This is a genomic window from Halobellus limi, from assembly GCF_004799685.1.
GTDB classification, from domain to species: domain Archaea; phylum Halobacteriota; class Halobacteria; order Halobacteriales; family Haloferacaceae; genus Haloquadratum; species Haloquadratum limi.
Genome location: NZ_CP031311.1, coordinates 2,007,550 through 2,032,474 on the forward strand (window position 1 = coordinate 2,007,550; position 24,925 = coordinate 2,032,474).

30 protein-coding genes and 1 tRNA gene are annotated in these 24,925 nt (G+C 67.2%); 20 read left to right on the plus strand and 11 right to left on the minus strand.

Annotation, left to right across the window (positions count from 1 at the left end; translation table 11 throughout):
• From DV707_RS18620 to guaB, 3 genes are all read right to left on the minus strand, one after another.
• Positions 1-144 (minus strand): DUF7503 family protein, encoded by a 144-nt coding sequence (locus DV707_RS18620; protein ID WP_170216831.1) that lies wholly within the window; start codon positions 142-144, stop codon positions 1-3.
• 187 nt (positions 145-331) lie between these two features.
• Positions 332-931: a HalX domain-containing protein gene (locus DV707_RS09805; RefSeq protein WP_103991874.1), complete on the minus strand. Its 600-nt coding sequence runs from the start codon at positions 929-931 to the stop codon at positions 332-334.
• Positions 932-1,070: 139 nt separating this feature from the next.
• The gene (gene guaB / locus DV707_RS09810; RefSeq protein WP_103991873.1) at positions 1,071-2,573 is read right to left on the minus strand and encodes an IMP dehydrogenase; all 1,503 of its coding nucleotides are present in this window, start codon (positions 2,571-2,573) and stop codon (positions 1,071-1,073) included.
• 309 nt (positions 2,574-2,882) lie between these two features.
• Here guaB and DV707_RS09815 point away from each other — a divergent pair, with 309 nt between their 5' ends.
• The 6 genes from DV707_RS09815 to DV707_RS09835 all read left to right on the plus strand — a co-directional run bounded on the left by DV707_RS09815 (position 2,883) and on the right by DV707_RS09835 (position 6,631).
• Positions 2,883-3,095: a hypothetical protein gene (locus DV707_RS09815; protein WP_103991872.1), complete on the plus strand. Its 213-nt coding sequence runs from the start codon at positions 2,883-2,885 to the stop codon at positions 3,093-3,095.
• A gap of 6 nt (positions 3,096-3,101) precedes the next feature.
• The gene (locus tag DV707_RS09820; protein WP_103991871.1) at positions 3,102-4,079 is read left to right on the plus strand and encodes a DUF5794 domain-containing protein; all 978 of its coding nucleotides are present in this window, start codon (positions 3,102-3,104) and stop codon (positions 4,077-4,079) included.
• A 93-nt stretch (positions 4,080-4,172) separates the two neighbouring features.
• On the plus strand, positions 4,173-4,394 hold the full coding sequence (locus tag DV707_RS09825) for a DUF5795 family protein (RefSeq protein ID WP_103991870.1): 222 nt from the start codon (positions 4,173-4,175) through the stop codon (positions 4,392-4,394).
• Positions 4,395-4,482: 88 nt separating this feature from the next.
• A tRNA-Trp gene (locus DV707_RS18380) sits at positions 4,483-4,662 on the plus strand.
• A 293-nt stretch (positions 4,663-4,955) separates the two neighbouring features.
• The gene (locus tag DV707_RS09830; protein ID WP_103991869.1) at positions 4,956-5,744 is read left to right on the plus strand and encodes an SDR family NAD(P)-dependent oxidoreductase; all 789 of its coding nucleotides are present in this window, start codon (positions 4,956-4,958) and stop codon (positions 5,742-5,744) included.
• 509 nt (positions 5,745-6,253) lie between these two features.
• A complete protein-coding gene (locus DV707_RS09835; RefSeq protein WP_103991868.1) occupies positions 6,254-6,631 on the plus strand; it encodes a winged helix-turn-helix transcriptional regulator in 378 nt (125 codons plus the stop codon).
• Between the two features lie 28 nt (positions 6,632-6,659).
• On the opposite strand, the gene DV707_RS09840 is transcribed toward DV707_RS09835, so the two are convergent.
• Positions 6,660-7,379 carry an NAD(P)H-hydrate epimerase gene (locus DV707_RS09840; protein WP_103991867.1) on the minus strand — a complete coding sequence of 240 codons (720 nt, stop codon included), beginning with the start codon at positions 7,377-7,379 and terminating at the stop codon, positions 6,660-6,662.
• Positions 7,380-7,638: 259 nt separating this feature from the next.
• Between DV707_RS09840 and DV707_RS09845 the strand changes: the two genes are divergently transcribed.
• From DV707_RS09845 to DV707_RS09860, 4 genes are all read left to right on the plus strand, one after another.
• The gene (locus DV707_RS09845) at positions 7,639-8,061 is read left to right on the plus strand and encodes a hypothetical protein (protein ID WP_103991866.1); all 423 of its coding nucleotides are present in this window, start codon (positions 7,639-7,641) and stop codon (positions 8,059-8,061) included.
• Positions 8,062-8,093: 32 nt separating this feature from the next.
• Positions 8,094-9,668, plus strand: a complete 1,575-nt coding sequence (locus DV707_RS09850; RefSeq protein ID WP_136361845.1) for an ATP-binding protein — start codon at positions 8,094-8,096, stop codon at positions 9,666-9,668.
• 92 nt (positions 9,669-9,760) lie between these two features.
• On the plus strand, positions 9,761-10,933 hold the full coding sequence (locus DV707_RS09855) for a DUF3179 domain-containing protein (protein WP_103991864.1): 1,173 nt from the start codon (positions 9,761-9,763) through the stop codon (positions 10,931-10,933).
• Positions 10,926-11,549 (plus strand): hypothetical protein, encoded by a 624-nt coding sequence (locus DV707_RS09860; protein WP_103991863.1) that lies wholly within the window; start codon positions 10,926-10,928, stop codon positions 11,547-11,549. The genes DV707_RS09855 and DV707_RS09860 overlap by 8 nt, the downstream gene beginning before the upstream one ends.
• A 57-nt stretch (positions 11,550-11,606) precedes the next feature.
• Here DV707_RS09860 and DV707_RS09865 read toward each other — a convergent pair whose 3' ends face one another.
• The 3 genes from DV707_RS09865 to DV707_RS09875 all read right to left on the minus strand — a co-directional run bounded on the left by DV707_RS09865 (position 11,607) and on the right by DV707_RS09875 (position 13,147).
• Entirely contained in the window at positions 11,607-12,290 is a 684-nt protein-coding gene (locus DV707_RS09865) for a haloacid dehalogenase type II (RefSeq protein ID WP_103991862.1), read from the minus strand.
• Positions 12,291-12,441: 151 nt separating this feature from the next.
• The gene (locus DV707_RS09870) at positions 12,442-12,702 is read right to left on the minus strand and encodes a winged helix-turn-helix domain-containing protein (protein ID WP_103991861.1); all 261 of its coding nucleotides are present in this window, start codon (positions 12,700-12,702) and stop codon (positions 12,442-12,444) included.
• Positions 12,703-12,802: 100 nt separating this feature from the next.
• Complete coding sequence (locus tag DV707_RS09875) at positions 12,803-13,147, minus strand: winged helix-turn-helix transcriptional regulator (protein ID WP_103991860.1); 345 nt, start codon at positions 13,145-13,147, stop codon at positions 12,803-12,805.
• 75 nt (positions 13,148-13,222) lie between these two features.
• On the opposite strand from DV707_RS09875, the gene merA reads away from it, so the two are divergent.
• Positions 13,223-14,653, plus strand: a complete 1,431-nt coding sequence (gene merA / locus DV707_RS09880; protein WP_103991859.1) for a mercury(II) reductase — start codon at positions 13,223-13,225, stop codon at positions 14,651-14,653.
• Between the two features lie 11 nt (positions 14,654-14,664).
• Complete coding sequence (locus DV707_RS19180) at positions 14,665-14,787, plus strand: hypothetical protein (RefSeq protein WP_268806877.1); 123 nt, start codon at positions 14,665-14,667, stop codon at positions 14,785-14,787.
• On the opposite strand, the gene DV707_RS09885 is transcribed toward DV707_RS19180, so the two are convergent.
• Entirely contained in the window at positions 14,774-15,796 is a 1,023-nt protein-coding gene (locus tag DV707_RS09885; RefSeq protein ID WP_103991858.1) for a succinylglutamate desuccinylase/aspartoacylase family protein, read from the minus strand. The genes DV707_RS19180 and DV707_RS09885 overlap by 14 nt on opposite strands.
• 113 nt (positions 15,797-15,909) lie before the next feature.
• Between DV707_RS09885 and DV707_RS09890 the strand changes: the two genes are divergently transcribed.
• The 3 genes from DV707_RS09890 (at position 15,910) to DV707_RS09900 (ending at position 18,354) form a co-directional block, all read left to right on the plus strand.
• Positions 15,910-17,289, plus strand: coding sequence for a RimK family alpha-L-glutamate ligase (locus tag DV707_RS09890; RefSeq protein WP_103991857.1), 1,380 nt, complete (start codon positions 15,910-15,912; stop codon positions 17,287-17,289).
• A 135-nt stretch (positions 17,290-17,424) separates the two neighbouring features.
• The gene (locus DV707_RS09895) at positions 17,425-17,694 is read left to right on the plus strand and encodes a LexA family transcriptional regulator (RefSeq protein WP_136361846.1); all 270 of its coding nucleotides are present in this window, start codon (positions 17,425-17,427) and stop codon (positions 17,692-17,694) included.
• Between the two features lie 63 nt (positions 17,695-17,757).
• Positions 17,758-18,354 carry a MarR family transcriptional regulator gene (locus tag DV707_RS09900; protein WP_103991855.1) on the plus strand — a complete coding sequence of 199 codons (597 nt, stop codon included), beginning with the start codon at positions 17,758-17,760 and terminating at the stop codon, positions 18,352-18,354.
• A 50-nt stretch (positions 18,355-18,404) separates the two neighbouring features.
• On the opposite strand, the gene DV707_RS09905 is transcribed toward DV707_RS09900, so the two are convergent.
• From DV707_RS09905 to DV707_RS09915, 3 genes are all read right to left on the minus strand, one after another.
• On the minus strand, positions 18,405-19,394 hold the full coding sequence (locus tag DV707_RS09905) for a sulfite exporter TauE/SafE family protein (RefSeq protein WP_235010778.1): 990 nt from the start codon (positions 19,392-19,394) through the stop codon (positions 18,405-18,407).
• A gap of 82 nt (positions 19,395-19,476) precedes the next feature.
• The gene (locus DV707_RS09910; RefSeq protein ID WP_235010777.1) at positions 19,477-19,902 is read right to left on the minus strand and encodes a hypothetical protein; all 426 of its coding nucleotides are present in this window, start codon (positions 19,900-19,902) and stop codon (positions 19,477-19,479) included.
• A gap of 78 nt (positions 19,903-19,980) precedes the next feature.
• Entirely contained in the window at positions 19,981-21,186 is a 1,206-nt protein-coding gene (locus DV707_RS09915) for an OsmC family protein (RefSeq protein ID WP_103991854.1), read from the minus strand.
• Between the two features lie 135 nt (positions 21,187-21,321).
• Between DV707_RS09915 and trxA the strand changes: the two genes are divergently transcribed.
• From trxA to DV707_RS09940, 5 genes are all read left to right on the plus strand, one after another.
• Positions 21,322-21,666, plus strand: coding sequence for a thioredoxin (gene trxA / locus DV707_RS09920; protein ID WP_103991853.1), 345 nt, complete (start codon positions 21,322-21,324; stop codon positions 21,664-21,666).
• A gap of 202 nt (positions 21,667-21,868) precedes the next feature.
• Entirely contained in the window at positions 21,869-22,717 is an 849-nt protein-coding gene (locus DV707_RS09925; protein ID WP_235010776.1) for a hypothetical protein, read from the plus strand.
• A 96-nt stretch (positions 22,718-22,813) separates the two neighbouring features.
• Entirely contained in the window at positions 22,814-23,188 is a 375-nt protein-coding gene (locus DV707_RS09930) for a cupin domain-containing protein (protein ID WP_103991851.1), read from the plus strand.
• Positions 23,189-23,324: 136 nt separating this feature from the next.
• Positions 23,325-23,630: a putative quinol monooxygenase gene (locus DV707_RS09935; protein WP_103991850.1), complete on the plus strand. Its 306-nt coding sequence runs from the start codon at positions 23,325-23,327 to the stop codon at positions 23,628-23,630.
• A gap of 51 nt (positions 23,631-23,681) precedes the next feature.
• Positions 23,682-24,890 (plus strand): MFS transporter, encoded by a 1,209-nt coding sequence (locus tag DV707_RS09940; protein ID WP_103991849.1) that lies wholly within the window; start codon positions 23,682-23,684, stop codon positions 24,888-24,890.
• Positions 24,891-24,925 lie beyond the last annotated feature (35 nt).

Sequence of the window (24,925 nt, forward strand, 5' to 3'; positions counted from 1 at the left end):
TCAGGGACCCGAGATCGCGGTGTGGTTCCCGGCGACCGCGGATCCGGCCTGCGAGAGCAGGAGCAGCGCAGTGAAGAGGACGCCCATCGCGCGGGGGTGGTCAGCGAGGTACTGTGCGACCGCGTTGGTGTCATTTTCGGACATGACGATTGGTACCTCGACGCGCTTTAAAATAAAATTTTCTGACACTTTCTGATATAATATTATATTAATTTAGTTCCTATAGAACGATACAAAAAGATGTACGGCGCCGAGAGTGTCTCTCGAAGCCGGGTAGTTACTCGAAGCGACTCGATAGCCGTACTACGGGAGAACCGGAGCGGATCTGTCGTTACTCGGAACTGTCAGCGTCGACGTCGAGGTCGCCGCCGAGATCACGGTACATCGCGGTGAAGTCGTGTTCGTCGTCGAACGCGGTGAGCGTCTCGTCGAGCTCGGCCCGGAGGTTCTGAACGCGCTCTGTGAGCTCCTGGTACTCCGCGTGCTCTTCGAGGGTGGCCGCGTCCTTCTCCGATTCCAGGAGGGCCTTCTTCGAGGCGAGCGCGAACAGCTCCTGGATGCCGTCGTCGTAGCTGTTCCGGCGGAGCAGGTTCTCGACGGTGTCCTTCAGCGAATCCCGCGAGACCGGTTTGACGAGGTAGTCGTCGAAGCCCATCGCGACGATGTCGAAGTCGGGTTCGACGGCGGTGACCATCGCGACGCGACAGCCGACGTCGCGCTCGCGGATCGCCTCCAGCGCCTCGTCGCCCGAGAGGTCCGGCATCCGTCGATCGAGCAGGACTACGTCGACTTCCTCGTCGAGTTCTTCGAGTGCCTCGCGACCGCCGTAGGCGACGCGAACGCGATACTCGTCTCTCAGCCACGTTGCGTACAGGTCGGCGAGGTCCGGCTCGTCTTCGACGACGAGCACCATCGGCAGATCAGCACTCATTGGTTAGTCTGCGGTGTTCCGAGACACCGATACGAAGGCTTGGCTTCCGAGGGCATATCAAGATACCCCTTGTGAGCTCGTCGGGTGCGAATCGAGAAATCGCAGACGTGAACGGGTTAATATCCGGTTAAATCCCGGATCAGTTCCCGTCGGGGCTGTAGTTCGGCGCCTCGTCGGTGATCATCACGTCGTGGGGGTGACCCTCGGTCTGTCCGGCGCTGGAGACGCGGACGAACTCGGCGCGCTCTTTGAACTCGGGGATCGTTCCGGCACCGACGTAGCCCATCCCGGAGCGCATCCCGCCGACGAGCTGGTGGAGTTCCGAGGCGAGCGTGCCCTTGTACGGCGTCGCGGCCTCGACGCCCTCGGGGACGAACTCCTCGTCCTCCTCGTCGGTGTCCTTGAGGTAGCGTTCGCTCCCGCCGGACTTCATCGCGCCGACGGAGCCCATTCCTCGATACTGCTTGTACTTCTTGCCGTTCATCGTGATGACGCGCCCGGGCGCCTCCTCGGTCCCCGCGAAGTACGAACCGAGCATCACGGCGTCGGCGCCCGCGGCGATGGCCTTGATCGCGTCGCCGGAGTAGCGGATGCCGCCGTCGGCGATGACGGGAACGCCCTCGGGGGCGGCGACGTCGGCCACCTGTGCGACGGCGGTGATCTGCGGCATCCCCGCGCCGGAGACGACGCGCGTGGTACAGATCGATCCGGGCCCGATGCCGACCTTCAGGCCGTCGGCGAAGTCGACCGCCGCCTCGGCGGCCTCGCGGGTGCCGATGTTGCCGACGACGACGTCTGCGTCGACGGATCCCTTGATCTCGCGGGCGCTGTCGAGGACGTTGAGGTTGTGCGCGTGGGCGCAGTCGATGAAGATCACGTCGGCGCCGGCCTCGTCGGCGGCTTCCGCGCGGTCGGCGTCGAACGGCCCGACGGCGACGCCGACGCGCAGTCGGCCGCTCCCGTCGCGGGCGGCGTTCTCGTGCTCGCGCCGCTGGAGGATGCCCTGCATCGTGACGAGACCGACGAGTCGGTCGTCGTCGTCGACGATCGGGACGCGCTCGATCTTGTGGTCGTACATCAGTTCGAGCGCCTCGCGCGCGCCGACGTCGCGCGGCGCGGTGACGACCTCGTCGGTCATCGCTTCCCGGACCTCGTCGGTCTCGCCGACCTCCAGGTACGGCCGGATGTCGGTGCCGGAGATGATTCCCAGTACCGTGTCGTCGTCGTCGACGACGGGCGCCCCGGAGACGCCCTCGCGCTCCATCATCGCGTCGACGTCGCGGACCGTCTGCGTCGGGCTCGCGGTGACGACGTTCTCCCGGCGGATCACCAGCTCGTCCGCGCGCTTGACGCGCTCGATCTCGGCGATCATCTGTTCGGTGTCCATGTTCTGATGGAGGACGCCGAGGCCGCCCTCCCGAGCCATCCCGATGGCCATCCGGCCCTCCGTGACGGTGTCCATCGCGGCCGAGAGGATCGGGATGTTCAGTTCGACGTTCCTCGAGACGTGCGTGGAGACGTCCGCCGAGTCGGGCTCGACGCGGCTCTCCATCGGCCGAAGCAGCACGTCGTCGAACGTCAACGCTTCCGGTACCCGAAGCTTCTCCGAGAATAACCCCTGTGTAGAACCGTCTTTCGCCATATAAACGGTCCACAGCCGATCGACAAAAACATTGCGAGACGCCGTCGCTGTGCCGGCTGTTGGCATATCTTCGGCCCCGAACGGAACACAGTGACGTGTTTTCCTCGTCGATCCCGCAGAAGCGACCGGCGATCGGTGACGAACGACGCAAAAGTTGCCGTCAGAACACGTCGAAGACGACGTTCTCGTGGATTCCGAACGTATTTCTCGAACATCGCGTAGTTCTCTACCGCTCTGCTGTAAGAGACCCAGAACCGTGAGCACCAGTCCCACACAACGTTTAATATGCCACTCCGACTGATTTCAGGTATGGACTCCGAGTGTCCCTCTGCATCGCGCATCGCAGGTCAGCAGACCACGGAATTCGATGCGAACTTTACATTTACAGCGATGCAGAACTTCAAACGCGGGAACTGGACGCTCCCCGCGCTCGATTCGCTCGGAGTGCTCGGGCAGGCCCACGGCGCCTCCGCGCCGGGCTTGCGCCCGTATCGCCGTCTGGCCGATGGTGACGGCCGTTAGCCCCGAATGAGCGTCTCTCGACACCCAGTCGCACTCCGCCTCGAGCAGCAGGTGGGCGGTGCGACCCGGCTCCTGGCGACGGTGATGGCGCTGCCGCTCGTCGACGGGATCTTCCCGGCACTCATCATCGCGGGTGCCCTCAGCAGCCCGCTCGGGATCATCGAGACCGGGCTGTTGATCTTCGGCGGCTCCGCGACGGTCGCGGTCATCCTCGCGGAGATGGACGGCACCCGGCGCGAACAGGTGACGTCGGTGCTCCTCCTCGGCGCGCTCTTGCTCCCCGTCGCGGGGATCGAGGCCCTCTTCGCGGAGACGCTGAAGAGCGTGCTGAACTTCGAGGTCTTCCACCGGTTCGCGGGCCTGGTCATCCTCGCGGTGGCGGCGAAGACGGCCTCCGCGAAGGTCGGCGAGTACCTCCCCTCGCCGAGCGTCATCATCGGCTTCGGCCTGATCGCGAGCCTGGAGATCGGCGGCGCGACGCTCGTGATCAACCCCGACCCCGGGACGATCCTCCGGGCCGTCGCGGCCGCCGGCGTCGGCGTCGCCTTCGCGCTGGCGGTGGCGCTCTTCGCCCCGCGGCTCCGCGGCGCCGTCGACATCGACCGCTTCCGCTTCGGCAGTTCCGTCGCGCTCGGGATGCTCGCCGTCGACGTGCTGGGGCTGCTCCCCACGCAGGCACCCGTCGCACTGGCCGTGCTGGGCGTCACCGCCCTGTTCGCTTACGATCCCGACGCGAGCCTGGAGGGCGTCGAATCCGACGGCCCCGCGGAGGCGGCCGAGGGGACGGACCCCGACGTCGCTCCCGAACCCGACGCCGGTTCGGCGCTCTCCTCGCTGCGAGCCGCCGTCGCGGACGGCGGCGACCCCGGGGAGGACGGCGACGCCGACTCGCCCGACGAGCGGGACTCCGAGGAGAGCGGCGGCGACGTCGGATACGGCTACCCCGACTCCGACAGCTCCGGCTCCCGGGCGCCGTGGCTCTGACCTGAGCCCGTCGCCGAGTGTGGCGTCCCCGACGCGCCCGTACCCCCCGACACGGCACGACGGATTTACCACGCTCCGCGTCGTCTTCGAGGTATGAGCAACCGCGTCGTCGAGGGACGGATGGTCACGCCGAAACGGCTCGCCGAACTCGTCGAGGGCGAGGCCCCGCTGGAAGCGGAATCGATCGAAGACGCCGAGATGGACTGCCCCGAGTGCGGAGAGAACGTCATCTCCGTCGGGTACATGCCGAGCGTGACCGAGTTCGTGACGGCCTACAAGTGCCAGGAGTGCTCCTGGTCGGACACCGATCGGTGAGCGTCGATCGGCCCTCGATTCCCCGCCGACACGCCGACCGATCGTAATTCCTTTATGCGGTATCGGCATACGGACGGATGCACACACAGGGGCCGTGGCCAAGCCCGGCATGGCGACTGACTCCAGAGGCTTGGCGCCCGGTGACGACACTCCAGACTGATATACCGAGCGGCCGACTGATCATCGGCTCGCGATGACGACCCTCTGGAGTACCGAGGCGCGTACCGGAGATATCAGTCGATCGGGGGTTCAAATCCCTCCGGCCCCATTCCTAATTTAAACCCTTCTTAACGTCAGGTAAATACGGAGCCAAAAATCTGCGAGTTCCGTGACCGCTAATTGTCGAGATCAACCAGCGCTGCCCGGCTCTTTCATACGGGAGGTGTCAGGAATGACGCCGCTGGACGTCGCCGCCAAACGCGACAGCAACGTCGACGGCCGGCGGGCGTCGGAGCCCGATGGGGTGAGGCTTTCAGCGCAGCTACGTCCGCGGTTTCACTCCTAAAACAGGACTCATTGTTGGGGCAGGAACCTTTTAGGACTGGTACCCAAGCGTCGGATATGGACATCGACCTCGGACTGGAGGACAACGTGGTGCTCGTCACCGGAAGTGCGACCGGACTCGGACACGCCTGTGCCGAAGCGTTCTCGCGGCAGGGGGCGAAGGTCGCCCTCGCTGCGCCGAACCTGGACGGCCTCGCGTACGCCAGCGACAGGCTCCACGCCCTCGGCGAGGGCGAGATCTTCGGTCTCGAAGTCGACGTGCGCAACCGCGACCACCTGGCGGCGCTGGTCGAGGAGACCGTCGACCAGTACGGCGGCATCGACCACCTCGTCACGGGACCGCGGCCGCTCGAACCGGAGCGGTTCCTCGACGTCTCCGACGAGGACTGGTTCCGTGGGTTCGACCGGCTGTTCATGAGCGTCGTCTGGGCCATCCGCGAGTCCGCCGGCCACCTCGAAGACTCCGATCAGGGGACAGTCGTCACCGTGGCCAACCCCTCCATCCCCGCGCTCGCAGACGAGCTGCCGATGGCGACCGCGTACGGGCGGGCGGTTCAGGGTCTCACCGAGAGCCAGGCGACGACGTTCGCGCCCGACGTCCGCGTGAACGCGGTCGTCCCGGGCCCCCACGAGACTGAGGACCTGGAAAGCCTCCTCGCCCGGCGGGTCGAAGCCGGCGAGTACCCCGACGTCGACTCGGCCTGGGAGGCCGTGCTCGCGGACTGTCCCTACGAGTCGCCGGGCGATCCGCTCGATCTGGGGAAGATGGTCACCTTCCTGTCCAGCCGGCACGCGAGCTTCGTCAACGGCGCGACCGTCCCGATCGACGGCGGATCCGGGCTCTGAGAGTCCGAGCCGAAACGCTATTTCGACTATTCTACCGGCCTCGTTCTCCGTGACTCGCCCGTCGGGAGACGTGTCACAGCAACCGGGCGATTCACCGTCGTCGAAACTGGGACTGTCGCGATAGTAGCGTTTGCAAGTCTGCACTCACTCGATCGCACGACGGCGTGCGATCGGATGAGTAATCAGTTGCAAACGCTGCTATATTGCGCTGTGGGTTCCCGGTCGTCACGAGTCGCCGCACTAGTCGATACTCGCCGTCCTCGTCACCGTCCTCGTCGGCGTTCTGGTCGGCGTGGTCGCCGAGCTCTCCCCCGCGTGGCGGGGGGCGCGGGTCGATCCGATCGACGCGCTGCGGCACGGGTGGGGTCGGTAGGGAGAACCGCCTCCTCCGTCGCCGATTACCGCGAGGCGGAGGAGGGACTTCGACCCGTTTTTCGCTTCCTCGAGTACTAGTAGTAACCTGGTCACCATACGTAACTATTAGGTGGCTACCGGATCTACGCGGTCGTATGTCGAACCACGACGAACCTTCCGATACCGACGTGAAACTGGAAGTATGGTGTGCGGGCGAGGAGTGGTGTCCGGTGACGACGACGTCCTCGCTCATCGGAAAGAAGTGGCACCCGGTGATCATCCATCGGCTCTTGGAACACGGTCCCAGCGGATTCAACGAACTCAAGAAGAACGTCGACGGCATCTCCAGTAAGGTCCTCTCGGACAGCCTCGAAGACCTCGGCGAGAAGCAGCTCGTCGACAGGGAGATCGTCAGCGAGAAGCCGGTCAGGGTCCAGTACTCTCTCACGGGCCACGGCCGCTCGCTCGAACCGGTGATCTACGCGATGCGGGACTGGGGGCTCGAACACCTCACGGAGCCCTCCGACGAGTAGGTGTCGTCCGAGGACGCGGCCGTGCGAATCAAGACCGCAGCTCGACCCAGAACCCCCGCCCGAAGGGGTTCTCGTACTCGATGTCGAGCCGGTCGTAGACCGCCCGCGGGATCCCGATGTCCGCCAGGAAGAGCGGTTCGGCGCGACCCTCCAGACCTGTCTTCGGAAGCGCCAGCGTGACCGTGCGGTCGGGTCGGACGGCGTCGCCCAGCGTCTCTCCCGTCGTCGCGTCGATACCGGAGGGCACGTCGAGCGAGATCACGGGCGCGTCGTGTCGGTTCGTTTCCCGGATCAGTGCCTCGGCCGGTTCCCGGACCCGACCCGCGAGTCCGTACCCGATGAGCGCGTCGACCACGACGTCGACCGGGCCGGTCTCGGAGACGGGCTCGGGCCCCACCTGTGATGATACGCCCATCTCGCGGAGGATGCGATGCTGCCGTGCGGCGGCACCGGTCAGTTCCTCGGGGGCGCGGTCCAACACGACCGACACGTCGACGTCGTGGTTCGCGAGGTGTCGCGCACAGGCCAGTCCGCCGCCACCGTTGCCCCCGTTCCCGGCGACGACGAGGGCCGAACTGCCGCCGACGTCGAAGACGCGGGCGGCGAGGGTCCGCCCCGCGTTCTCCATCATCTGGAGGAGTTCGATTCCGACGTCGTCGACGGCGACGCGGTCGACGCGGCGCATCGTCTCCGCGGTCACTGCCGGGACGTCGACCCCGGCGGACGTGCGAAACCGCTCTGTGGTCATACTCGTCGTTGCGGACGCGGTCGACAAAACGGTGTGTGCGTCGGGGACCGCCTCCGGACGCAGTCAGTCGCGGCGGAGGTCGGATCCGTCGTGAAACGACAGCCAGCACGGCACCGTCTCGGTCTCCGGCGGACGAATAGCGGCGGTCTCCGACGGGCGAATAGCGGCGGTCTTCGCGGGATCGAAACACTGTCGCCGCGAGCGAATCGCCAGCTCCGCGAACGAAACCTTCGTATGCGGGCGTGAGCGTATCGAGAACGTGGATCTACGCGGACGTTCGATCGGCGTGGGGCTGCTGATCGTCGCGCTCGGTCAGCTTTCGGTTCGGGCGGTCCTCGGCGGGAGCGCGCTCCTCCTGGATCCCTCGGGATCGGTCGTCGGCCTCTCGGTCGGGACGCTCTCCGGGACGCCGTTCCGGAGCTTCCTCGTTCCGGGGGCGCTGCTCCTCGTCGTTTTCGGACTGGTCCCCGCCGCCGTCGCCGCCGCGCTCTACGAGGGACAGCGGTGGGGACGCCCCGCGGCGGTGACCGTCGCGGTCGCCCTGGTCGGGTGGGTCGCCGTCGAGGTCGCCGTCGGATTCGACCGCCCCACGGCGTATCTGAATCTCGCCACCGCCGCCGCGCTCGTCGCGCTCTCGGTTTACGCGCGACGTCCGGGAACCCGGGTTGAACGACCGGAGTAGAATTATATACACCCTGCGGGATACCTCCCACAGTGAGGTCACCCCAGCGCGTTCAGTACAGCGGCCTCGTGGTAGCGCTCTCCGGGTTCGGAATCACGCGCCTGTTCGTCGCCGAGACCGCCCGGGTCGACGCGGCGGTGCCGTTCCTGCTGGCCGGCGTACTGCCGCTCGTGGCGGGGCTCGCGCTGACGGTGTACGGCGTCGCGCTCGCGATCGGTCCGTTCTCCGAGGAGTACGTGGACACGATCGCCCGCTGGCACGTGCTCGGCGTCGGTGGGATGGTCGTCGTCTTCGCCGTGACCGCCGCCGATCAGTTCGTCCGCAGCGGCGGCGTGGGATTCCTGTATCAGGCCCCGCTGCTGGTGGGAAACGTCCTCCTGGGCGGGGCCGTCGGCGGGACGCTGACCGGCGTCCGCTCGGGGCGGATGGTGCGGCAGCGACAGGAGATCCGCCGCTCGGCGAACCGCGCGCTCCTCGTGAACCGGCTGCTCAAACACGAGGTCCTCAACGCGATCACCATCATCGACGGGCACGCCGATCTCTTAGACGAGACAAGCGGTGGCCGATCGGAATCGCTGGGCGCGATCCGGCGGGCCGTGACGCGGATCAAATCGACGATCGGGGAGATCGGGACGATCGCCAGGGACGGGAGGGCGACGAGGCGACTCGATTTCGAGGAAGTCGTTCGGCGGGAGATCGACGGGATCGAGGCGCCGTCCGACGTCGACGTCGAACTCTCGGTTCTCACCGAAGACGCGGCGATCGACGCCGACGACCGGCTCGCGCTCGTGGTTAGAGAACTGCTCGAGAACGCCGTCGGTCACGGCGGTACCGACGTGAGCGTCGAGTTGGGCGGTTCTCCGCACACGGTTCGGCTGTCGATCGCGGACGACGGCCCCGGACTCCCTGAGGGGCAGCGGTCGCTGCTGGAAGACGGCGCGTTCCCCGAGTACGACGATCCCGCCACGGGCTTCGGCAACCAGATCGCCCGCCTGTTCGTGGTGCAGTTCGGCGGGACGATCCGCGTCCGAGAGGGACGCGAGGCGACCCCCGCTGGCGACGACGGCGGAACCGGAGGCGATACCGGGGCCGGAACCGGGACCGAAATCACGGTGCTGCTCCCCCGAAGCGAGCGCCGGGGCGTGTCCGTGGAGACGGTCGGCCTCTCCGTTCGGAACCTCACCCAGGCGATCGTCGGGGGGCTCCTCGGCGGTCTCGCTATGGGCGCGTTCGTCCAGCTAACGACCGGACTGCTCCCGGTCATCGGCTCACTGTACGGACTCCAGAACCCGCTGATCGGGTGGATAACCCACCTGTTCCACAGCGCGGTTTTCGGGCTGTTGTTCGCGGCGATCGCCACGGAACCGCGGATGGACCGGTTCGCGAGGGGACCCCTCCGCTCCGGACTCCTGGGGTTGGGGTGGGGTACCGTCCTCTGGTTCGTGGCGGCGGGGATCGTGATGCCCGCGTGGCTGTCGCTCGTCGGGATCCCCGCGGCGATCCCGAACTTCTCGCCGACCGGCTTCGTCGGACACGCGCTCTGGGGGACGGTACTGGGAGTCACGTACCGTGAACTCGGCACGCTCGACGTGGTCGAACGCCTGTGACGACGAGGGGCGATCTGCGTCTACGACCGGTCAGAGAGGGTTACCAATGGGTTAGGGAGCGCTTTTGACGTTTTGCGACGAATACGTGGGTAATGGCGCGACTTCTCACTCGCCGTGCCGTCCTCGCCGGCGTCGGAGTCGCATCGCTCGCCGGCTGTCTCGGCGGGGGACGAACCGATAGATCCGACGATTCCGGGGATGCGGGCGGCTCCGGCGACACCGGCGAACAGTCGGCGGCCGAATCCGGCGAAGGGGGAGCGACGGCGTCCGGGGAATCGGGCGGGGGAGGATCGGGGCCGCCGACGCGTGACGACCGGCTTCCGCTTCCGATGGAGCCGTCGGCCCTCCGGAGCGAAGCGGTGTCCGGCGGCCCGCCGAAGGACGGCATCCCGGCGATCGAGAGTCCGAAATTCGTCTCGGCCGAGGCGGGATCGGCCGACCTCGATCCCGGCGATCCGGTGTTCGGGGTCGCGACGGGCGGCGAGCCGAAAGCGTATCCCCAGTCGATACTGGTGGCACACGAGATCTGTAACGACGTCGTCGACGGCACGCCCGTGAGCGTCACCTACTGCCCCCTGACGGGCACCGCGATGGGGGTCGAACGCGGCGAGACCACCTTCGGCGTCTCCGGGCGGCTGGTGAACAACAACCTGATTATGTACGACCGCGCCACGGAGACGTGGTGGCCGCAGGTGCTCTCGACGGCCATTCCGGGGCCGTGGAACGAGGATCCGGACGTCTGGTCGCTCCGGGAGTTCCGAGTCGTCTGGACGACGTGGGAGCGATGGCGGAACCGCTACCCCGACACGCGCGTGCTCTCGCGCGACACCGGGTTCGCGAAGAACTACGACCGGGACCCCTACGGGTCGTACAACCCCCGAGCGGGGTACTACGCGCCGAACTCCCAGCCGATGTTCGGATCGCTCTCCGAGGACGAGCGTCTCCAACCGAAACGGGTCGTGATCGGAGCGCGAGCCCCCGACGGAGCGGCTGCCTTCGAGAAGGACCGGCTCAGGGAAGCGAAGCTCATCGAAGGCGAACTCGGCGGGGCGCCGGTCCTCGCGGTCTACGAACCGACCCTGGATACGGGCTACGTCTTCCGGAACCCCGACGAAAGGCGGTTCGAGTACCGCGACGGTCGGGTCGTCGACGGCGCCGGCGACGCCCACGCGCCGGACGCGCTTCCTCTGGATCGAGTCATCGCGTTCGACGCGATGTGGTTCGCCTGGAGCGGGTTCTACCCGGAGACGACGCTGTATGCCTGATACGGACCGCTCGCCCGCGGCAACGGACGAGGTCGGGACGCTCGCTCGGACGGCCGCCGCCCTCCGCGCCGCAGGGGGGCGGTGGGACTCCCGGCTGGTCTTCCTCGGGGCCGGCGGCGCCTACCTCGTCGTGTATCTGGTGACGGTGGGCGACCTCTCGTTCGCGAGCGGCGGGACGGGTGGGCTCGCGGTCCGGACCGTCGACGACCTCTCCCGCGCGTTCGCCAGCCTCGGGTTCTTCCGGTTCGACGCCGTCGCCGTCGTGTCGATCGGGCCGCTCACGTACCTGTTCTCGCCGCTCAACCTCCTGATTTCGATCGTCCTGTCGGCCCTCGTGGGCGCGAACTTCGCGCTCTCGTACCTCGGAGTGATCCAGCCGCGGGCCTGCGGACTGGAGAGTTCGACCGGCGTCCTCGCGGGCGTCCCGGCCCTGTTGTCGGGCGCGGCCTGCTGCGGACCGACGATACTGCTCGTCGTCGGTGTTCAGGCGAGCGCCACCGTCATCACGGGCTTTCAGTTCCTGGTCCCGGTCGCGCTCGCGATGCTCGTCGGCGGCCTGCTGCTTATCGGCCGGCAGGTCGATCCTGAACTCCTGTCCGGCGGGATCGGGAGTTGATCGGTTCCGACACGTCGCGGAGGGTCACACCCCCTCGTCAGATTCCCGACGTCCTCGTCAGACGTCCAGGGCGTCTGCCAGTTCGTGGAACGACTCGACTGTGAGATCCGGTTCGCCGTCGAAGGACTCCCACGGCGTCCCCTTGCGGTCGACCCAGACGCCCTGCATCCCGGCGTGCTTCGCGCCCATCACGTCGAACCAACCCGCCGTGACGTGGGCGATCTCCCCGATCGGCGTCCCCGTCCGTCCGGCGGCGTGGCGGTAGATCTCGGCGTCGGGTTTGAAGGTCCGGACCTCCTCGGCGCTGATCGCGTCTTCGATCAGGTCGCCGATCCCGGCGTGTTCGACCATCGACGCCAGCATCTCGGGGTTGCCGTTCGAGACGACGTAGCAGTCGTACCCGCCCGAGCGGAGCCGTTCGATGCCGTCGCGGACGTCGTCGAAGACGTCGAGTTCGTGGTACACCGCCAGGATCTCGTCGCGCTCGTCCGTCGAGATCCCCTCGTCGTGGGCGTCCAGCGCGTACTGGAGCGCGTCGCGGTTCATCTCGTAGAACGGCTGGTAGGCGTCGACGTGGTTGGCGACGAACGTGTACTCGATCGATCGCGAGCGCCAGAGCTTCGAGACGGGCTCGGGCGCGGCGACGCGGTCGGCCAGCGCCTTCTCGGCCGCGTCCACGTCGACGAGCGTGCTGTAGGAGTCGAACGTGACCGTCCTCACGCGGTCTGGGTCGAACGTCATCGTGCACACGACGGCGGGCGGAGTGATAGTATTCGGGATTTGGCGCCCGGGCGCTCGTCGCGCCGGGCCGGTTCGACACGCCGGATCGGTCGGGGCCGGGGACGCTCGCTCGTTTCACCCTCGGTCGGCTCTCTCGGGACGACGAACCGTCTCACCGTTCGGGGACGTCGAGCGAATACACCCGCTTTCGGGCGTCGATAAACGAGATCTCGGACGTCACGAGGCCGTTCTCTTCGAGCTGTGTCAGTCCGTACCGGACGGTTCGCGTGGGCAAGAGCGTCGACTCTGCGAGCTGGGACTGCGTGAGGTCGCCCTCGTACTCGAGCGTCTTCGCGACGAGCTTCGCGCTCGGGGGGAGATCGCCCAGCGCGACGGCGTTCTCGGCGGTCGTCAACGAGGAATGTGCGCTCATCTGTCTCTACGTGTCCGGGGAGCGGTTTAACCGTACGTCGAGTATGCGGCTCCGTCGCACAAGCGGCGCGTGCGTTCCGTCGCGAACGCCCCGGCGGCGTTCACCGGTCGGTCGCCCACTCCAAGAGCGGCTCCAGACGGGTCCGCACCTCGTCGCCGTCCCGGGTCAGCGCGTACTCGACGCGCGGCGGGATCTCGTCGTACTGCGTCCGAGAGACCAACCCGGCGGCCTCGAACTCGTCCAGTCGGGTCGATATCGTGGACGTGCTCGCGCCGGGGAGGTGCTCCTCGATCTCGCCGAACCGGAGGGAGTCGTGCGCCCCGATGATGCTCACGAGCTGCATCGCATACTTTTTGCTGAGCGTGTCGATGACGCCCGTCAGCGGACAGTAGCACGTTCCGTCCACGTCGCACGTCGGCCCCTGGCGTGTCGTCGAATCTCTCATAGCTTCGGTCTCTCGAACCCACTCCGAGGGTTTGGACTCTACAGTATAATTACTTCAGGTTTCAAAGCCGAAGCGATGTCCGACCAACACTCCTACGACCTCGTCGTCCTCGGCGGTGGAGCCGCGGCGTTCGCCGCGGTCACCGAAGCCGGCCGGCGCGGGCTCTCGACGGCGATGGTGAACGCGGGCCTCCCGATCGGCGGGACCTGCGTCAACGTCGGTTGCGTCCCCAGCAAACGGCTCCTCGCCGTCGCGGAGAGCGCCTTCGCGTCGCGGGAGAACCCCTTCGACGCGGTCCGCTACGGCGACGGCGAGCCCGCCGTCGACTGGGCCGCCGCGATAGACGGGACCGACGACCTCGTCGAGCGGTTCCGCCGGACCAACTACGTCGACGTCGCCGACCACCACGGCACCGACGTCTACGAGGGCCGCGGGAGATTCGTGCGGGACACCACCATCGAGGTGGTCGACGGAACCGACGCGGGGGTACGCATCGCCGGCGAGAAGGCACTCGTCGCGACCGGGAGTTCGCCGTCGGCTCCGCCTATCGAGGGCCTCGACGAGGTGGACTATTACACGAGCGAAACGATCCTCCGAGAGCGCGATCTCCCCGAGAGCGTCGTGGTGGTGGGGGGCGGCTACGTCGCGCTCGAATGGGGGCAGATCCTCCACCGCGTCGGCGTCGACGTGACCGTCCTCCAGCGCTCCGCCCGCGTGCTCTCGAGTATGGAGGGGCGGCTCGGCCGGGAGCTGCAACGTGTCTTCGAAGCGGAGGGGATCGAGATCGTCACCGGCAACGAATTCGAGCACGTCCGCGGGACGGGAGCCGACGCGATGGAGTCGGGCGTGGCCGTCGAGACGACCGTCGACGGCACCGAGCGGACGGTCACCGGCGAGGCGCTGTTCGTCGCGACGGGCGTCCGGCCCAACAGCGACGGGATCGGCGTCGAGACCGACGACGACGGTAGCGTCACCGTCGACGAGTACCTCCGGACGACGAACTCCGACGTCTACGCCGCCGGCGACGTGATCGGCGATCCCGAACTCGAGACGGTCGCCGCCAAGGAAGGGAACCACGCCGTCGGGAACGCCTTCGGCGGGGAGGGCGTCACGATCGATTACGGCTCGGTTCCCGCGGTCGTATTCACCAGTCCGGAGGTGGCCTCCGTCGGCACCACCGAACGCGAGTACGCGGCCGAGCACGGCACCTGTTCCTGTCGGACCGTCCGGATGGAAGACGTCCCCCGGGCGAGAGTACTCGAGGATACGGACGGCCTCGTGCAGGTCGTAAAACACCACGAGACCGACGAGATCGTCGGCGTGCATATGGTCGGTCCCCGGGCGGCTGAGACGATCGGGGAAGCGACGCTGGCGGTGAAGTTCGGACTGACCGTCGACGACGTCATCGACACCGTCCACCCCTTCCCGACGTTCTCGGAGGCGTTCAAACACGCCTGTCAGGCGTTCCGGCGCGACACGTCGACGATGAGTTGCTGCGTGGAGTAATTCCGTCGGAGATGCACAGCCGAGAGGGCGAAGCGACCGACGGTATCGGGCCGACGACGTACGGATCGTGGGGACTCGATTCTCGGATCAGGGGCTTCTCGGTGATCGATCCCGGACCGATCACCGGTGTGTGACGCCGGTCCGCGCTTCGATGATCTGCTCTTGCATCTCGTCGATTTTGATGAGGTGACAGAGCGGATTGCCGGGATACACGACCGGGTTCTCCAGCACGCCGACGAGCAGTCCCGTGAACGGTGCCTCCACGGTCGTTTCCTCCGTTTTGAACGGGTTCGTGATCCGACAGACCGTCTCGCCCTCGTGGACCAGATCGCCCCGGCCGTGGAGCATCTCGACGATGCCGCCGGCGTCGGCCCGCAACCACGTCTTCTCCTCCCACCCCTCGACGACGGTTCGCCACCCCGGCCAGCGGACGGTCTCCTGCTGGTAGATCCCGTATTCGGCGAACACGCTCCGCACGCCCTCCAGCGCGTGGTCGATGAGCCGCCGTTCGAAGCGGTGCGCCTCGCCCATCTCGAGGGTGATGGTGGGGATCCCGTCCTCGGTCGCTTCGCGGCGAAGCATCCCGGAAGAGCCCTCGCCCGCGATGATGAGATTCGTCCCGAACGCCCGGGCCAGTCTGGCCGTGTCCGGCTCCGTCATATCGGCGCGGACGTGGAACATATTGGTTCGTCCGCGGGTGGACGTGTGGAAATCGAGACCGAAATCGCAGGGCTCGATGAAGTTCTGGTAGATCGCGTGCGCGATCCGGTTCGAACTCGTGCTGTGAGGCTTCCCCGGGAAGGCCCTGTTCAGGTCCCGTTCGTAGATCGGTAAGTACCGCTCTTGCGCCACGAACCCCTGTACGTTCAGTACGGGGAGACAGACGATGGTCCCGCAGACCTCACTGTGCGTCCACTCTTGGGCGACCTCCCGCACGACTTCGATGCCGTTGAGTTCGTCCCCGTGAATCGCCGCCGAGAGAAACGCCGTGGGGCCGGGGCGCGGTCCGTTGATGATCGTGACGGGGATTCGGACCGGGTCCCCGAGGTACGTCTCGCTCACCGAATAGCGGAGTTCTTCGGTCTCGCCCGGTTCGACCCGCCCACCGTCGAACGTGAACGTCTCGTCGTCCGTGTCGGTCATCGAGATCCCAACGGTTTGGAAGCGGGTTAAATGAGTAATGCGCGTGTAACTGTTTTGCACGCTCACCGTGCGGATAATACGTTGTCCCGACAACACGATACAGAGAGGCCCCTATGACCGCCCCTACTGATTCCGCAGCGCGGGAGGGAGCGACGGATCGGTATCACCCGGGGAGCGGTGAGCCGGGGGACGGAGCCGAGACACGACGAATCGGCGTGCTGAGTCTCCACAACAGCAAGGAGACCAAGGCGATCCTGAACGCCGTCCGAGCGCTGGGGCACGATCCGGTGTGGATCCGAGACGAGAACGTCACCTCGCAGATCCGTGACGGGCGCTTTCGGCTTTCGCCCCGCGTGGACGTTCTCGTCAACCGGATGCTGCTCACGAAAAGCGAGTCGCGGTTCGAGGACCTCCAGCTCGCGTCCCTCTACGAGGAGACGACTCCCGTCGTGAACTCGCCGCGGGCAGTCGCGGATACGCTTCACAAGTACCGAGCCGCGGCGAAACTCGCCGCAGCGGGGCTCCCGGTGCCCGACGCGTACTTCGGACGGTCCCCCCGAACCTTCGAAGCGTGGCCCGAGCGCCTCCCCGGCGACGCGGTCCACAAGCACACGGTCGGAACGAACGGGCGGCAGATGTCGATCGTCTCGCCGGACGAGCCGGTGGGCCCGATGATCGCCAACCGACACTCGTTCCTCCAGGAGTTCCTGAACGCGTCGGGCGACCGACCGTCCGACGTGCGGGTGTACGTCGTCGGCGACGCGGTCGTCGGGGCGATGCGCCGGCACGCTCCCGAGGGCGACTGGCGGACGAACGTCGCCCTCGGCGGGGACGTGGAAGACGTCACCGACAGCCTCGACCGGGAGGCCCGCGGCCTCGCGACGGAGGCGACGACCGTCCTCGGTCTGGACCTCGCCGGGGTCGACCTGATGTCCGTCGACGGCGACTGGTACGTTCTCGAACTCAACGCCACCGCCGGGTTCAAGGGGCTGTTCGATGCGACCGGCGTCTCGGTGGCACCTCACATCGCCCGGCTGGCGATCGAACGCGCCGGCGGGAGCGTCGACGCGGCGCGGGCGGAGGGGCTCGAATCGACGCTCGACGATTCGGTTCCCGACTGTAAACCGCCGCTCGTCGAGCGGGGCACGGACGGGGTCCTCGGATACACGACCCAGATCCGTATCAACGGTCACGGCGGAACCGAAGCGGTCGTCGCCAAGTCCGACACGGGGGCGAAACGGACGAGCATCGACACCGACCTCGCCGGTCGGATCGGCGCCGGCCCCCTCGTGGGGACGACGCAGGTTCGGTCGGGCATCGGAAGCGGTTCCGAAACTCGCCCCCTCGTCGACGTCGATCTGCGTCTCAACGGACGGTGGCGCCCCGTCACGGTCAGCGTCACCGATCGATCGGAGATGCGGTACCCGGTGCTGCTCGGTCGCGACGTGCTGGGATCGTACACGCTCGACGTGAGCCGAACGGTGGAGGAGTAGCCGTGGTGTACAGTCGTCGCCCCCCGCGCGGCAATCGGCCCTGTCGGTCGCTCGGGCCGGCGGCGACCGTCGGGAGCGCCCGATGACGTCGCGGTCGCGGGTGCGGATGCCACCGGAAAGAGACGGACGAGGGACGTGTCCGCCCTGAGGCGGCGAGCCGTGCTGGAACGCCTCGCTGCGACGAGCGACGCCGAACGGCGGAGAACGACGACCGTTCGGGCGCTCGCGTCGTCGCTCGGTGCCGACGAGGGAGCGGTCGAGACCCACCTGGACGCACTAGCGGCCTGTGGACTGGCCCGGAAGGACGCCGCGGGGCGAGCGCGAGTGACGATCACCGGGGAGGAGCTTCTGGAACTCAACCCCGGCGACGCGGTGGTCGTCGACGCCGACCCGACGGACTCGTGAAAAGAGGGGGTGGTTTTTACCCGAACCGCGCGTAGTCTGTAGCCAAATGGAACGGGATCGCTGATGTCGGGAAACGACGCCGACGAGTCGACGGAGGACGCCGAGGAAGTGCAGTACGACCCCACTTCCAGTCGGTACGATCTGTACGAGTGCCCCGACTGCGACAACGTCGTCCTCGCGCTGGGACGGGACGAACCACCGATGGCCTGCCACGGGAACCCGATGGAGCGCGTGACCGACGTGGAGATGAGCGTCAAGCCGCCGGACGTGAAACAGGTCCTCCTGCAGGCGTTCGGGCTGCCGAAGGCGGGGCTGGACATCTGCCTGTGCGTCATCGGGGAGGGGCCGCTCTCGGCGAGGGAAGTCGCCGACTCCCTCGGGTACGATCGGAGCACGATCACCCGATACCTCAATAAGCTCGTGGATCTGGGCCTTCTCAGGCGGTCCGAGCTGAACCGCGAGGGTGGCGGAATCGTCAACGTGTACCACTCAGTCGACCTCGAACGGATGCGGCGAGAGACCCTGATCGGCTTCTACATCTGGGCCGGCGAGGCGGCCGCGCTCATCGAAGACGCGAACGTGACGAAACAGGACTACCTCGAGGAGAACCCCGACAGGGAGTTGCCCGACGTCTTCTGGGACTCGTTCCGCGACGACTGATCGGTGCTTGTCCGGGAGTGGGTTCGGAGGGGAGTTCGCCGCCCGGGAGTTCAAACGAGGAGTTCGCTGCCCAGCACGATCACGCCCACGACGGCGAACACGACGCCCAGAACGGGCTCCATGATCTCGCTCGGGACGTACTTGCCGACTCTCGTTCCGACGGTCCCGCCGATCAGGACGCCCGGAATCGACCACGCCACCACGTACCAGACCGGGGTGGCCGCCAGCGCGTGGACGGCGGCACCGGCGATGGCTGCGATCGCCAGCACGAACACGCTCGTCGCGACCGCGACGCACGGCGGGAGTCGACACCTGACGATCAACTGCGTGGTCGTGATCTCGGGGAGCCCGGCGCTGATGAGCCCCGTTATGAAACCGCCGGCGGTCGCCAGGCCGACCCCCGGCGGACGCCAACAGGTGTCGTAGGTGAACGTCTCGCCGTCGGTCGTCTCGACGGTGGTCTGCCCGCGACCGGTGTTCTTCCGCTCGAGGTACTCGCCTTCGCCCTCGCCGGGCACGCACTCGTCGGGCGGGTCGTAGTAGACGAGGAAGGCGCCGAGAACGAGGAGTCCGACCCCGAACGCGAGGGTGAGAAGCGTCGTCGGAACGTAGTGGGCCGCGAACGCGCCCGCGACGACGGCCGGGACCGCACCGAGGAGCAGCCACTTCGCGGTCGCGTAGTCGACGACCCGTTGCCGGACGTAGTTCAACAGCCCGTTCCCCATCCCGAACACCTCCGTCAGAAGCCCGGCGCCGATGGCCTGGGAGGGCGAGAGACCGACGACCAACATGAAGAACGGGCTGAAGAACAGCGCCCCGGAGACGCCCGACGAGAGCGCGACGAGCGAGAACAGGATCGACACGGGAAACACCCACCAGTGGCCGAGGAACTGCTCGACCGGAAAGCCGGCCACGAGCGGTACGGATTGCAGCACGGCCGCGACGGAGCCCAGCTCCGCGGATCCGGCCGCAGATACGAGCGCGAGCAGTCCGGCGGTAGAGGCGATTCCGCCGAATACGGCAGTTCGGTCCCCGATCATTTATATCGTACTTCTAACATACTGTCGAGTGGTAAGTGCGCCCAGAATCCTTCGCGACGCGCGGAGTCGGCGGACGGGCACCTCAGGCGAGGATCCCCGCTCCGAGGAATGCACCGAGGAGCACCCCGTAGACGACGTGGACCGTCCCGAACATCACCATCGTGTCTCGGTCGGGTTCCATCCCCAGCACCATCCGCATCCAGAACATCATCCCGCCGATCATCAGGACGAGGCCATAGACGAGTCCGAGGACGACCGCGACGGCGATCGATCCGAGGCCGAGACCGAGGAGCGGGGCGCCGACGGCGAAGACCGCCCCGGCGACGACGCCGTAGATCACGTGCAACACCATCCCGGGCATCGCGTGATCCTCGGGTTCACCGCCCGCGAACTTCGCGACGAGTCCCGCCGTCGGCGGCGGTCCGCCGTCGCCCATCACCGTCATCACGATGGTCATACCGATCGTCGCGACGAGACCGCCCGCCAGCCCTGCGACAACTGATGCCATAGTTCGGTCGTACGAACGCGGCACGTGTATTAAACGCCGCCGCGGTCGTGGAACGCCGTTACACACCCCCGAGGGGGTCTAAGCCGAGCGTTCCACGTCGACCTCCGGAGCGTCCAACTCCGTCCGACAGAGCGCGTGGAGGAAGCACGTCTGTTCCGACATCCGGAGAACGTCGCGGGCCGACGACGCCGACTCGTCGGCGTCGAGATACACGTGCGTCTCGACGGGTTCGGCCTCGCCGGGCGTCTCCCCGTTCTCTCCGGCTCCGAACGAGAAGTGAGTGTCCTGAACGATGCGGTAGGCGTCGAGGTCCTTGTTCACGATGTCGGCGTACCGGCCGATCTGGGTCATAAAACAGAAGCCCAGGCCCGCCGCGACGTACGTCATCGCGGACGGTGCCCGGCCCGCACCGCCGCGTCCCGCCGGTTCGTCCGAGCGCAGCTCGAACACCGTCCCGATGGGACTGAACAGCTTCACTTCCACGGTCTTCACGCCCTCGTCGTCGGAGGTACAGACGCCTCGGACGTGGAGCACGCGGTCTTGGTCCTCCTGGAGGCTCGACCCGCTGCCGCTCGTGTACTTCGCTTCGGCCTCCGGCAGGGGCTCGGTCGTCCGGCCGGTGCGGTGGATGATCGGTCGCGCCTGCTCGTCGGCGTCGTAAGTGAGATCGGCGAAGACGCCTGCGGGATCCGCTATCGGTCCGTCTCCGAAGTCGTCACCGTCGTCGAGCGGGACGGCCGTACCGTTCAACCGGAGCGTGAACGAGCTGTTCTTGACCTCGGTCATCAACCCGTTGACGGGCGACGTCCGGGTCGCCGTCTCGACGAGGTCCCGAAGCGTCGACTCCTCCGCCTCGGAGGCCACCTGGACCGAGAGTTCGACGGGGAGGGCACCGCCCGTCATCGTCCCGCGGAGCGCCGACCCGTTCATCGTGTAGTAGTTGTCCTGGACCAACGTGACGTCGTCGAGGTCGACGCCACGGTCCTCGGCCAGCGCCACGATCTCGTTCGCGAAGGAACTCACCATCCCGGTCGTCATAAACGCCAGCGGCGCCGGCGCGACGTCGTCGCCGTCGAGGTACTCCCCCTCGTCGCTGACGAGTCGCCACGTCTTCCCGGAGACGGAGTCGGTCACCAGCGCCTCCTTTTGCATTCCGGATATCGACCGTACGAGCGTGCGCTGGGACTGTCCGAGTCGCACCGAGGGCGGTTCCAACAGGGGCGAAACCGGGTCGTCGACTTCGAAACCGAGCGGGTATCCGAGCTCTTGGAGTGGCGAGGTCATTGGGAACGTGACTCGCGGATACTCGTCCGGCAAAACAGATAAAATCTCGTACCGGAACAGAGGGGTGAGCCCGGCGTTACCCGATTACGACGAGGTTCGCTAACAATTAACGCGGAAGCGGACGAAGTACGCGTTATGAGTGGAGAACCCACCCGGCCGGCGGAGGAGTCGACCGCACCGGCGGAGCAGATCACCGACGAGGAGGCGTTCGATCGGTTGATCGCGTCCGAAGAGCGCGTCTTGGTCGACTTCTACGCCGACTGGTGCGGTCCCTGCCAGTTGATGGCCCCGACGGTGGACGAACTCGCCGCGGAGTGCGCCGTGCCCGTCGTCAAGGTCGACACCGAGGGGCTGCCACAGGTGGCTTACCGGTACGACGTGCAGTCGATCCCGACGTTTCTCGTCCTCGAAAACGGGGAGGCCACGGATCGGCTCGTGGGAATGCAGAACAAAGAGACGCTGTCCCGGCTTCTCGAGTGACCGACCGACAGCCGCCCCGGACGACGGGGGACCCCAGCGCCCCGGTTCTTGTGCGCGTTCGTGAAGGTGAGCGATCGCTCACTCCGGTGTTTTAGCCGTTGCGGGCCCGCCGTTCGAACACGATGGTGGAAACCGAAGACGGCAGGCCGGATCGCTCCCGGGAGCGATGAGACCGGAGACGCCCCGCGGCCGGTTCGATCGTGTGATCGAACTCGGGAGGAGCCTTCGATCCGCGTCGGTCGACCTGCTCTCACAGGAGTTCTCTTACTCGACGGGGCACCTCACCGCGGTCCTGAGCGGGTGTCTGTTCGCGCCGTCGCTTCTCACATTCTGGTTCGTCAACGGCCTGCTCGATTTCTCCACTGCCGTCGCCATCGGGGCGGTGGCCACGCCGGCCGGGCTCCAGGTGCGGTTGCTCGCGTACGTCCTCTTAGTCCCGACGTTCCTGCTCGCGAGGGCCGCGATCCACCTGCTCCACCCGGTTCACCGGTCGCAGGTCCTCGACGGCTCGTGTCCGAACACGCGGCTCCTGAGCCTCGATTGGGTCAGTATGGGGATCCTCGCTACCGGACTCCCGCTGGCGCTACAGAACTTCGGGCCGTGGTTCGGAATGAACGCCGTGTTCGCGTTCGGCGTGTTCGTCCTCCCGCGGGCGCTTCCGGATCGTCGTGCCGGGGGTATCAGACTCGCCGCCCTCGTCGCCGGCGCCCTCGTGTTCCTCTACGCGAACTACGGGGGTGCAGTCGCCGCGTTACCGCACCCGTCGACCGTCCTCGGCCCGGTCGCGACGTTCTCGCTCGGGGACGCCGCGACCGAGCGGCTGTTCCGCCTCGCCAACAGCGTCGCCTTCGGCCCGCCGGTGGTCGGGCTGTTCGGGATCGCGATGAACCACCTCCTGACGAGGCCGGAACTCGGCGAGATCCCGGTCGTACGTCACACTCTCCCACGGCGCGACCCCGACGCGGTCGTGGTGGCGAGCGCGGCGTTCGGAACCGCGTTCTATCTACTCGTCGTCGCGGTGGTGACCGGGGACCTGGTAGTGTTGCCGTAGCGGTCGCGGTCGAGGGGGCGATCGAGTCGGGGCTGTCACACCGATGCTCACAGCCGCCTCCGGGTTTTTATTGCCCGGACGGCCGATGCCACACCGATGACCGACGGATACGAGATGGTCGACGTCGAGACGGCCGAACTGACGCTCTCGGAGAAATCCGGGACTCGGAACGTCGACCTGGGAGAGGCGCTCGGGTGCGAGAAGATGCGACCCCGGATCTGGTTCGTCGAGCCGGGTCACGAGCGCAAGCGGTACCACTCTCACGAGGAACAAGAGGAGTTCTACTACGTGCTCTCGGGGCCGGGTCGGATGCGGATCGCCGGCGAGACGCACACGATACCGGAGGGAAACGCGGTCCGTATCTCGCCGGACACGCGTCGGAAGACGTTCAACGACACCGATCGCGAGCACGTCTGGTTGGTCGTCGGCGCACCCGCCGTCGAGGATCCCGGCATCGTCCACGAGGAGTGATACCGCCGGGGTCGACCACGGCGGGCGCTTCCGGACTCGATCGAACGACCACGGTCGGGTACTAACACCACCGCAGTTGGACGTGTTCGATGCACCGCCGGGCAGCGTACATACGTCTCGGCGGTGTATCGCGACCGTGATTGTACTCGATGCGGTCTTCCCGGTCGATCCCGAGAGGCGCGACGACGCGGTGGAACTGTTCCGAGCGGTCGCCGAGGAATCACGGGCCGAAGACGGGGTGCTCGACTACCGCGTCGCCGCGGGCGTCGACGACGGGAACCGGTTCCAGTTCTTCGAGCGGTACGAGGACGAGGCGGCCTTCGCCGCTCACGTCGGGTCCGAGCACGTCGACCGACTCGGCGAGCAGCTCCCGGAACTGCTGGCGGGAGAGCCCGAAGTGACTCGATTCGACGTCGACTCCGCGTCGACTGTCGAACTGTAACCCGGCGACGGAATCGTTCGTGACTCCCCACGACCGGAGAACGTAGTCCGTATGCAACGCCGGAAGCGTCGGGCCCTGTCGGTGATCGCCGCGGCCGAGCTGCTGGCGATGTCGCTGTGGTTCAGCGCGACCGCCGCCGCTCCGGAGTTAGCCGGTGAATGGGGGCTGACGGCCACCGAGACGGCCTGGCTCACGATCGCCGTGCAGTTGGGATTCGTCGCGGGCGCGTTCCTCTCCTCCGCGCTCACGCTGTCGGACGTGATCCGCCCGCGGTACCTCTTCGCCGGATCCGCTGTCGCCGGCGCGGCGTGTACGGCCGCGATCGCGGGGTTCGTCGACGCGGCGACGCCGGCCATCGCGCTGCGCTTCCTGACCGGCGTCGCGCTCGCGGGCGTCTACCCGCCGGGGATGAAGATCCTGGCGGGTTGGTTCGAGGACGGGAGGGGGTTCGCGATCGGCGTGTTGGTCGGGGCGCTGACGGTCGGGTCGGCGCTCCCGCACCTCCTCCGCGCGCTCGGCGGGGTCGGTAGCCCGAGAGTCGTCCTCTACGGTGCCGCCCTGCTGGCGACGGTCGGCGGGCTGTTGGCGCTCGTGGTGGAACCGGGACCGCATCAGGCGCCGACCGCGCCGTTCGATCCCGGCGCGATCGGTCGGATGCTGCGGGACCGCGGGACGATGCTAGCGAACGGCGGGTACTTCGGACACATATGGGAGCTGTACGCCGTCTGGACCTGGATTCCGTCGTATCTCCTCGCGAGTATCGCCGCCAACGGCGGCAGCGGTGGACCCGCGGTGGCGTCGCTGTTGGCGTTCGGGACGATCGCGGTCGGCGGCGTCGGTGCCGTCTCGGCGGGCGCGGCCGCCGATCGGTTCGGGCGGACGAGCGTCACCAGCGCGAGTATGGGGGTCAGCGGCGTCGCCTGCGTCGCTGCGGGGTTCCTGTTCGGGTCCCCGATGTACCTCCTTGTCCCGTTCGTGCTGGTCTGGGGCGTCGCCGTCGTCGCCGACTCGGCGCAGTTCTCCGCGGCGGTCTCGGAACTGGCGGAGGGGCCCTACGTCGGGACCGCGCTCACGCTGCAGACCGCGGTCGGGTTCCTGCTCACCACGGTTTCCATTCAACTGATCCCTGTTCTGGTCGACTCGGTCGGATGGCGGTGGGCGTTCGCCCCCCTGGCGGTCGGTCCCGCGATCGGGACGCTCTCGATGCTCCGGCTCAGGGGGCTTCCCGCGGCGTCGAAACTGGCCGGAGGGCGACGGTGACGAGGGCGTTCTCCCGATTCGACCGACCGAACGCA

Excerpts from the sequence above, each read along its gene's own strand:
- DV707_RS18620 (WP_170216831.1), bottom strand. The coding sequence starts at position 144 with ATGTCCGAAAATGACACCAACGCGGTCGCACAGTACCTCGCTGACCAC.
- DV707_RS09805 (WP_103991874.1), bottom strand. The coding sequence starts at position 931 with ATGAGTGCTGATCTGCCGATGGTGCTCGTCGTCGAAGACGAGCCGGAC.
- guaB (WP_103991873.1), bottom strand. The coding sequence starts at position 2,573 with ATGGCGAAAGACGGTTCTACACAGGGGTTATTCTCGGAGAAGCTTCGG.
- DV707_RS09815 (WP_103991872.1), top strand. The coding sequence starts at position 2,883 with ATGGACTCCGAGTGTCCCTCTGCATCGCGCATCGCAGGTCAGCAGACC.
- DV707_RS09820 (WP_103991871.1), top strand. The coding sequence starts at position 3,102 with ATGAGCGTCTCTCGACACCCAGTCGCACTCCGCCTCGAGCAGCAGGTG.
- DV707_RS09825 (WP_103991870.1), top strand. The coding sequence starts at position 4,173 with ATGAGCAACCGCGTCGTCGAGGGACGGATGGTCACGCCGAAACGGCTC.
- DV707_RS09830 (WP_103991869.1), top strand. The coding sequence starts at position 4,956 with ATGGACATCGACCTCGGACTGGAGGACAACGTGGTGCTCGTCACCGGA.
- DV707_RS09835 (WP_103991868.1), top strand. The coding sequence starts at position 6,254 with ATGTCGAACCACGACGAACCTTCCGATACCGACGTGAAACTGGAAGTA.
- DV707_RS09840 (WP_103991867.1), bottom strand. The coding sequence starts at position 7,379 with ATGACCACAGAGCGGTTTCGCACGTCCGCCGGGGTCGACGTCCCGGCA.
- DV707_RS09855 (WP_103991864.1), top strand. The coding sequence starts at position 9,761 with ATGGCGCGACTTCTCACTCGCCGTGCCGTCCTCGCCGGCGTCGGAGTC.
- DV707_RS09860 (WP_103991863.1), top strand. The coding sequence starts at position 10,926 with ATGCCTGATACGGACCGCTCGCCCGCGGCAACGGACGAGGTCGGGACG.
- DV707_RS09865 (WP_103991862.1), bottom strand. The coding sequence starts at position 12,290 with ATGACGTTCGACCCAGACCGCGTGAGGACGGTCACGTTCGACTCCTAC.
- DV707_RS09870 (WP_103991861.1), bottom strand. The coding sequence starts at position 12,702 with ATGAGCGCACATTCCTCGTTGACGACCGCCGAGAACGCCGTCGCGCTG.
- DV707_RS09875 (WP_103991860.1), bottom strand. The coding sequence starts at position 13,147 with ATGAGAGATTCGACGACACGCCAGGGGCCGACGTGCGACGTGGACGGA.
- merA (WP_103991859.1), top strand. The coding sequence starts at position 13,223 with ATGTCCGACCAACACTCCTACGACCTCGTCGTCCTCGGCGGTGGAGCC.
- DV707_RS19180 (WP_268806877.1), top strand. The coding sequence starts at position 14,665 with ATGCACAGCCGAGAGGGCGAAGCGACCGACGGTATCGGGCCGACGACG.
- DV707_RS09885 (WP_103991858.1), bottom strand. The coding sequence starts at position 15,796 with ATGACCGACACGGACGACGAGACGTTCACGTTCGACGGTGGGCGGGTC.
- DV707_RS09890 (WP_103991857.1), top strand. The coding sequence starts at position 15,910 with ATGACCGCCCCTACTGATTCCGCAGCGCGGGAGGGAGCGACGGATCGG.
- DV707_RS09900 (WP_103991855.1), top strand. The coding sequence starts at position 17,758 with ATGTCGGGAAACGACGCCGACGAGTCGACGGAGGACGCCGAGGAAGTG.
- DV707_RS09905 (WP_235010778.1), bottom strand. The coding sequence starts at position 19,394 with ATGATCGGGGACCGAACTGCCGTATTCGGCGGAATCGCCTCTACCGCC.
- DV707_RS09910 (WP_235010777.1), bottom strand. The coding sequence starts at position 19,902 with ATGGCATCAGTTGTCGCAGGGCTGGCGGGCGGTCTCGTCGCGACGATC.
- DV707_RS09915 (WP_103991854.1), bottom strand. The coding sequence starts at position 21,186 with ATGACCTCGCCACTCCAAGAGCTCGGATACCCGCTCGGTTTCGAAGTC.
- trxA (WP_103991853.1), top strand. The coding sequence starts at position 21,322 with ATGAGTGGAGAACCCACCCGGCCGGCGGAGGAGTCGACCGCACCGGCG.
- DV707_RS09930 (WP_103991851.1), top strand. The coding sequence starts at position 22,814 with ATGACCGACGGATACGAGATGGTCGACGTCGAGACGGCCGAACTGACG.
- DV707_RS09940 (WP_103991849.1), top strand. The coding sequence starts at position 23,682 with ATGCAACGCCGGAAGCGTCGGGCCCTGTCGGTGATCGCCGCGGCCGAG.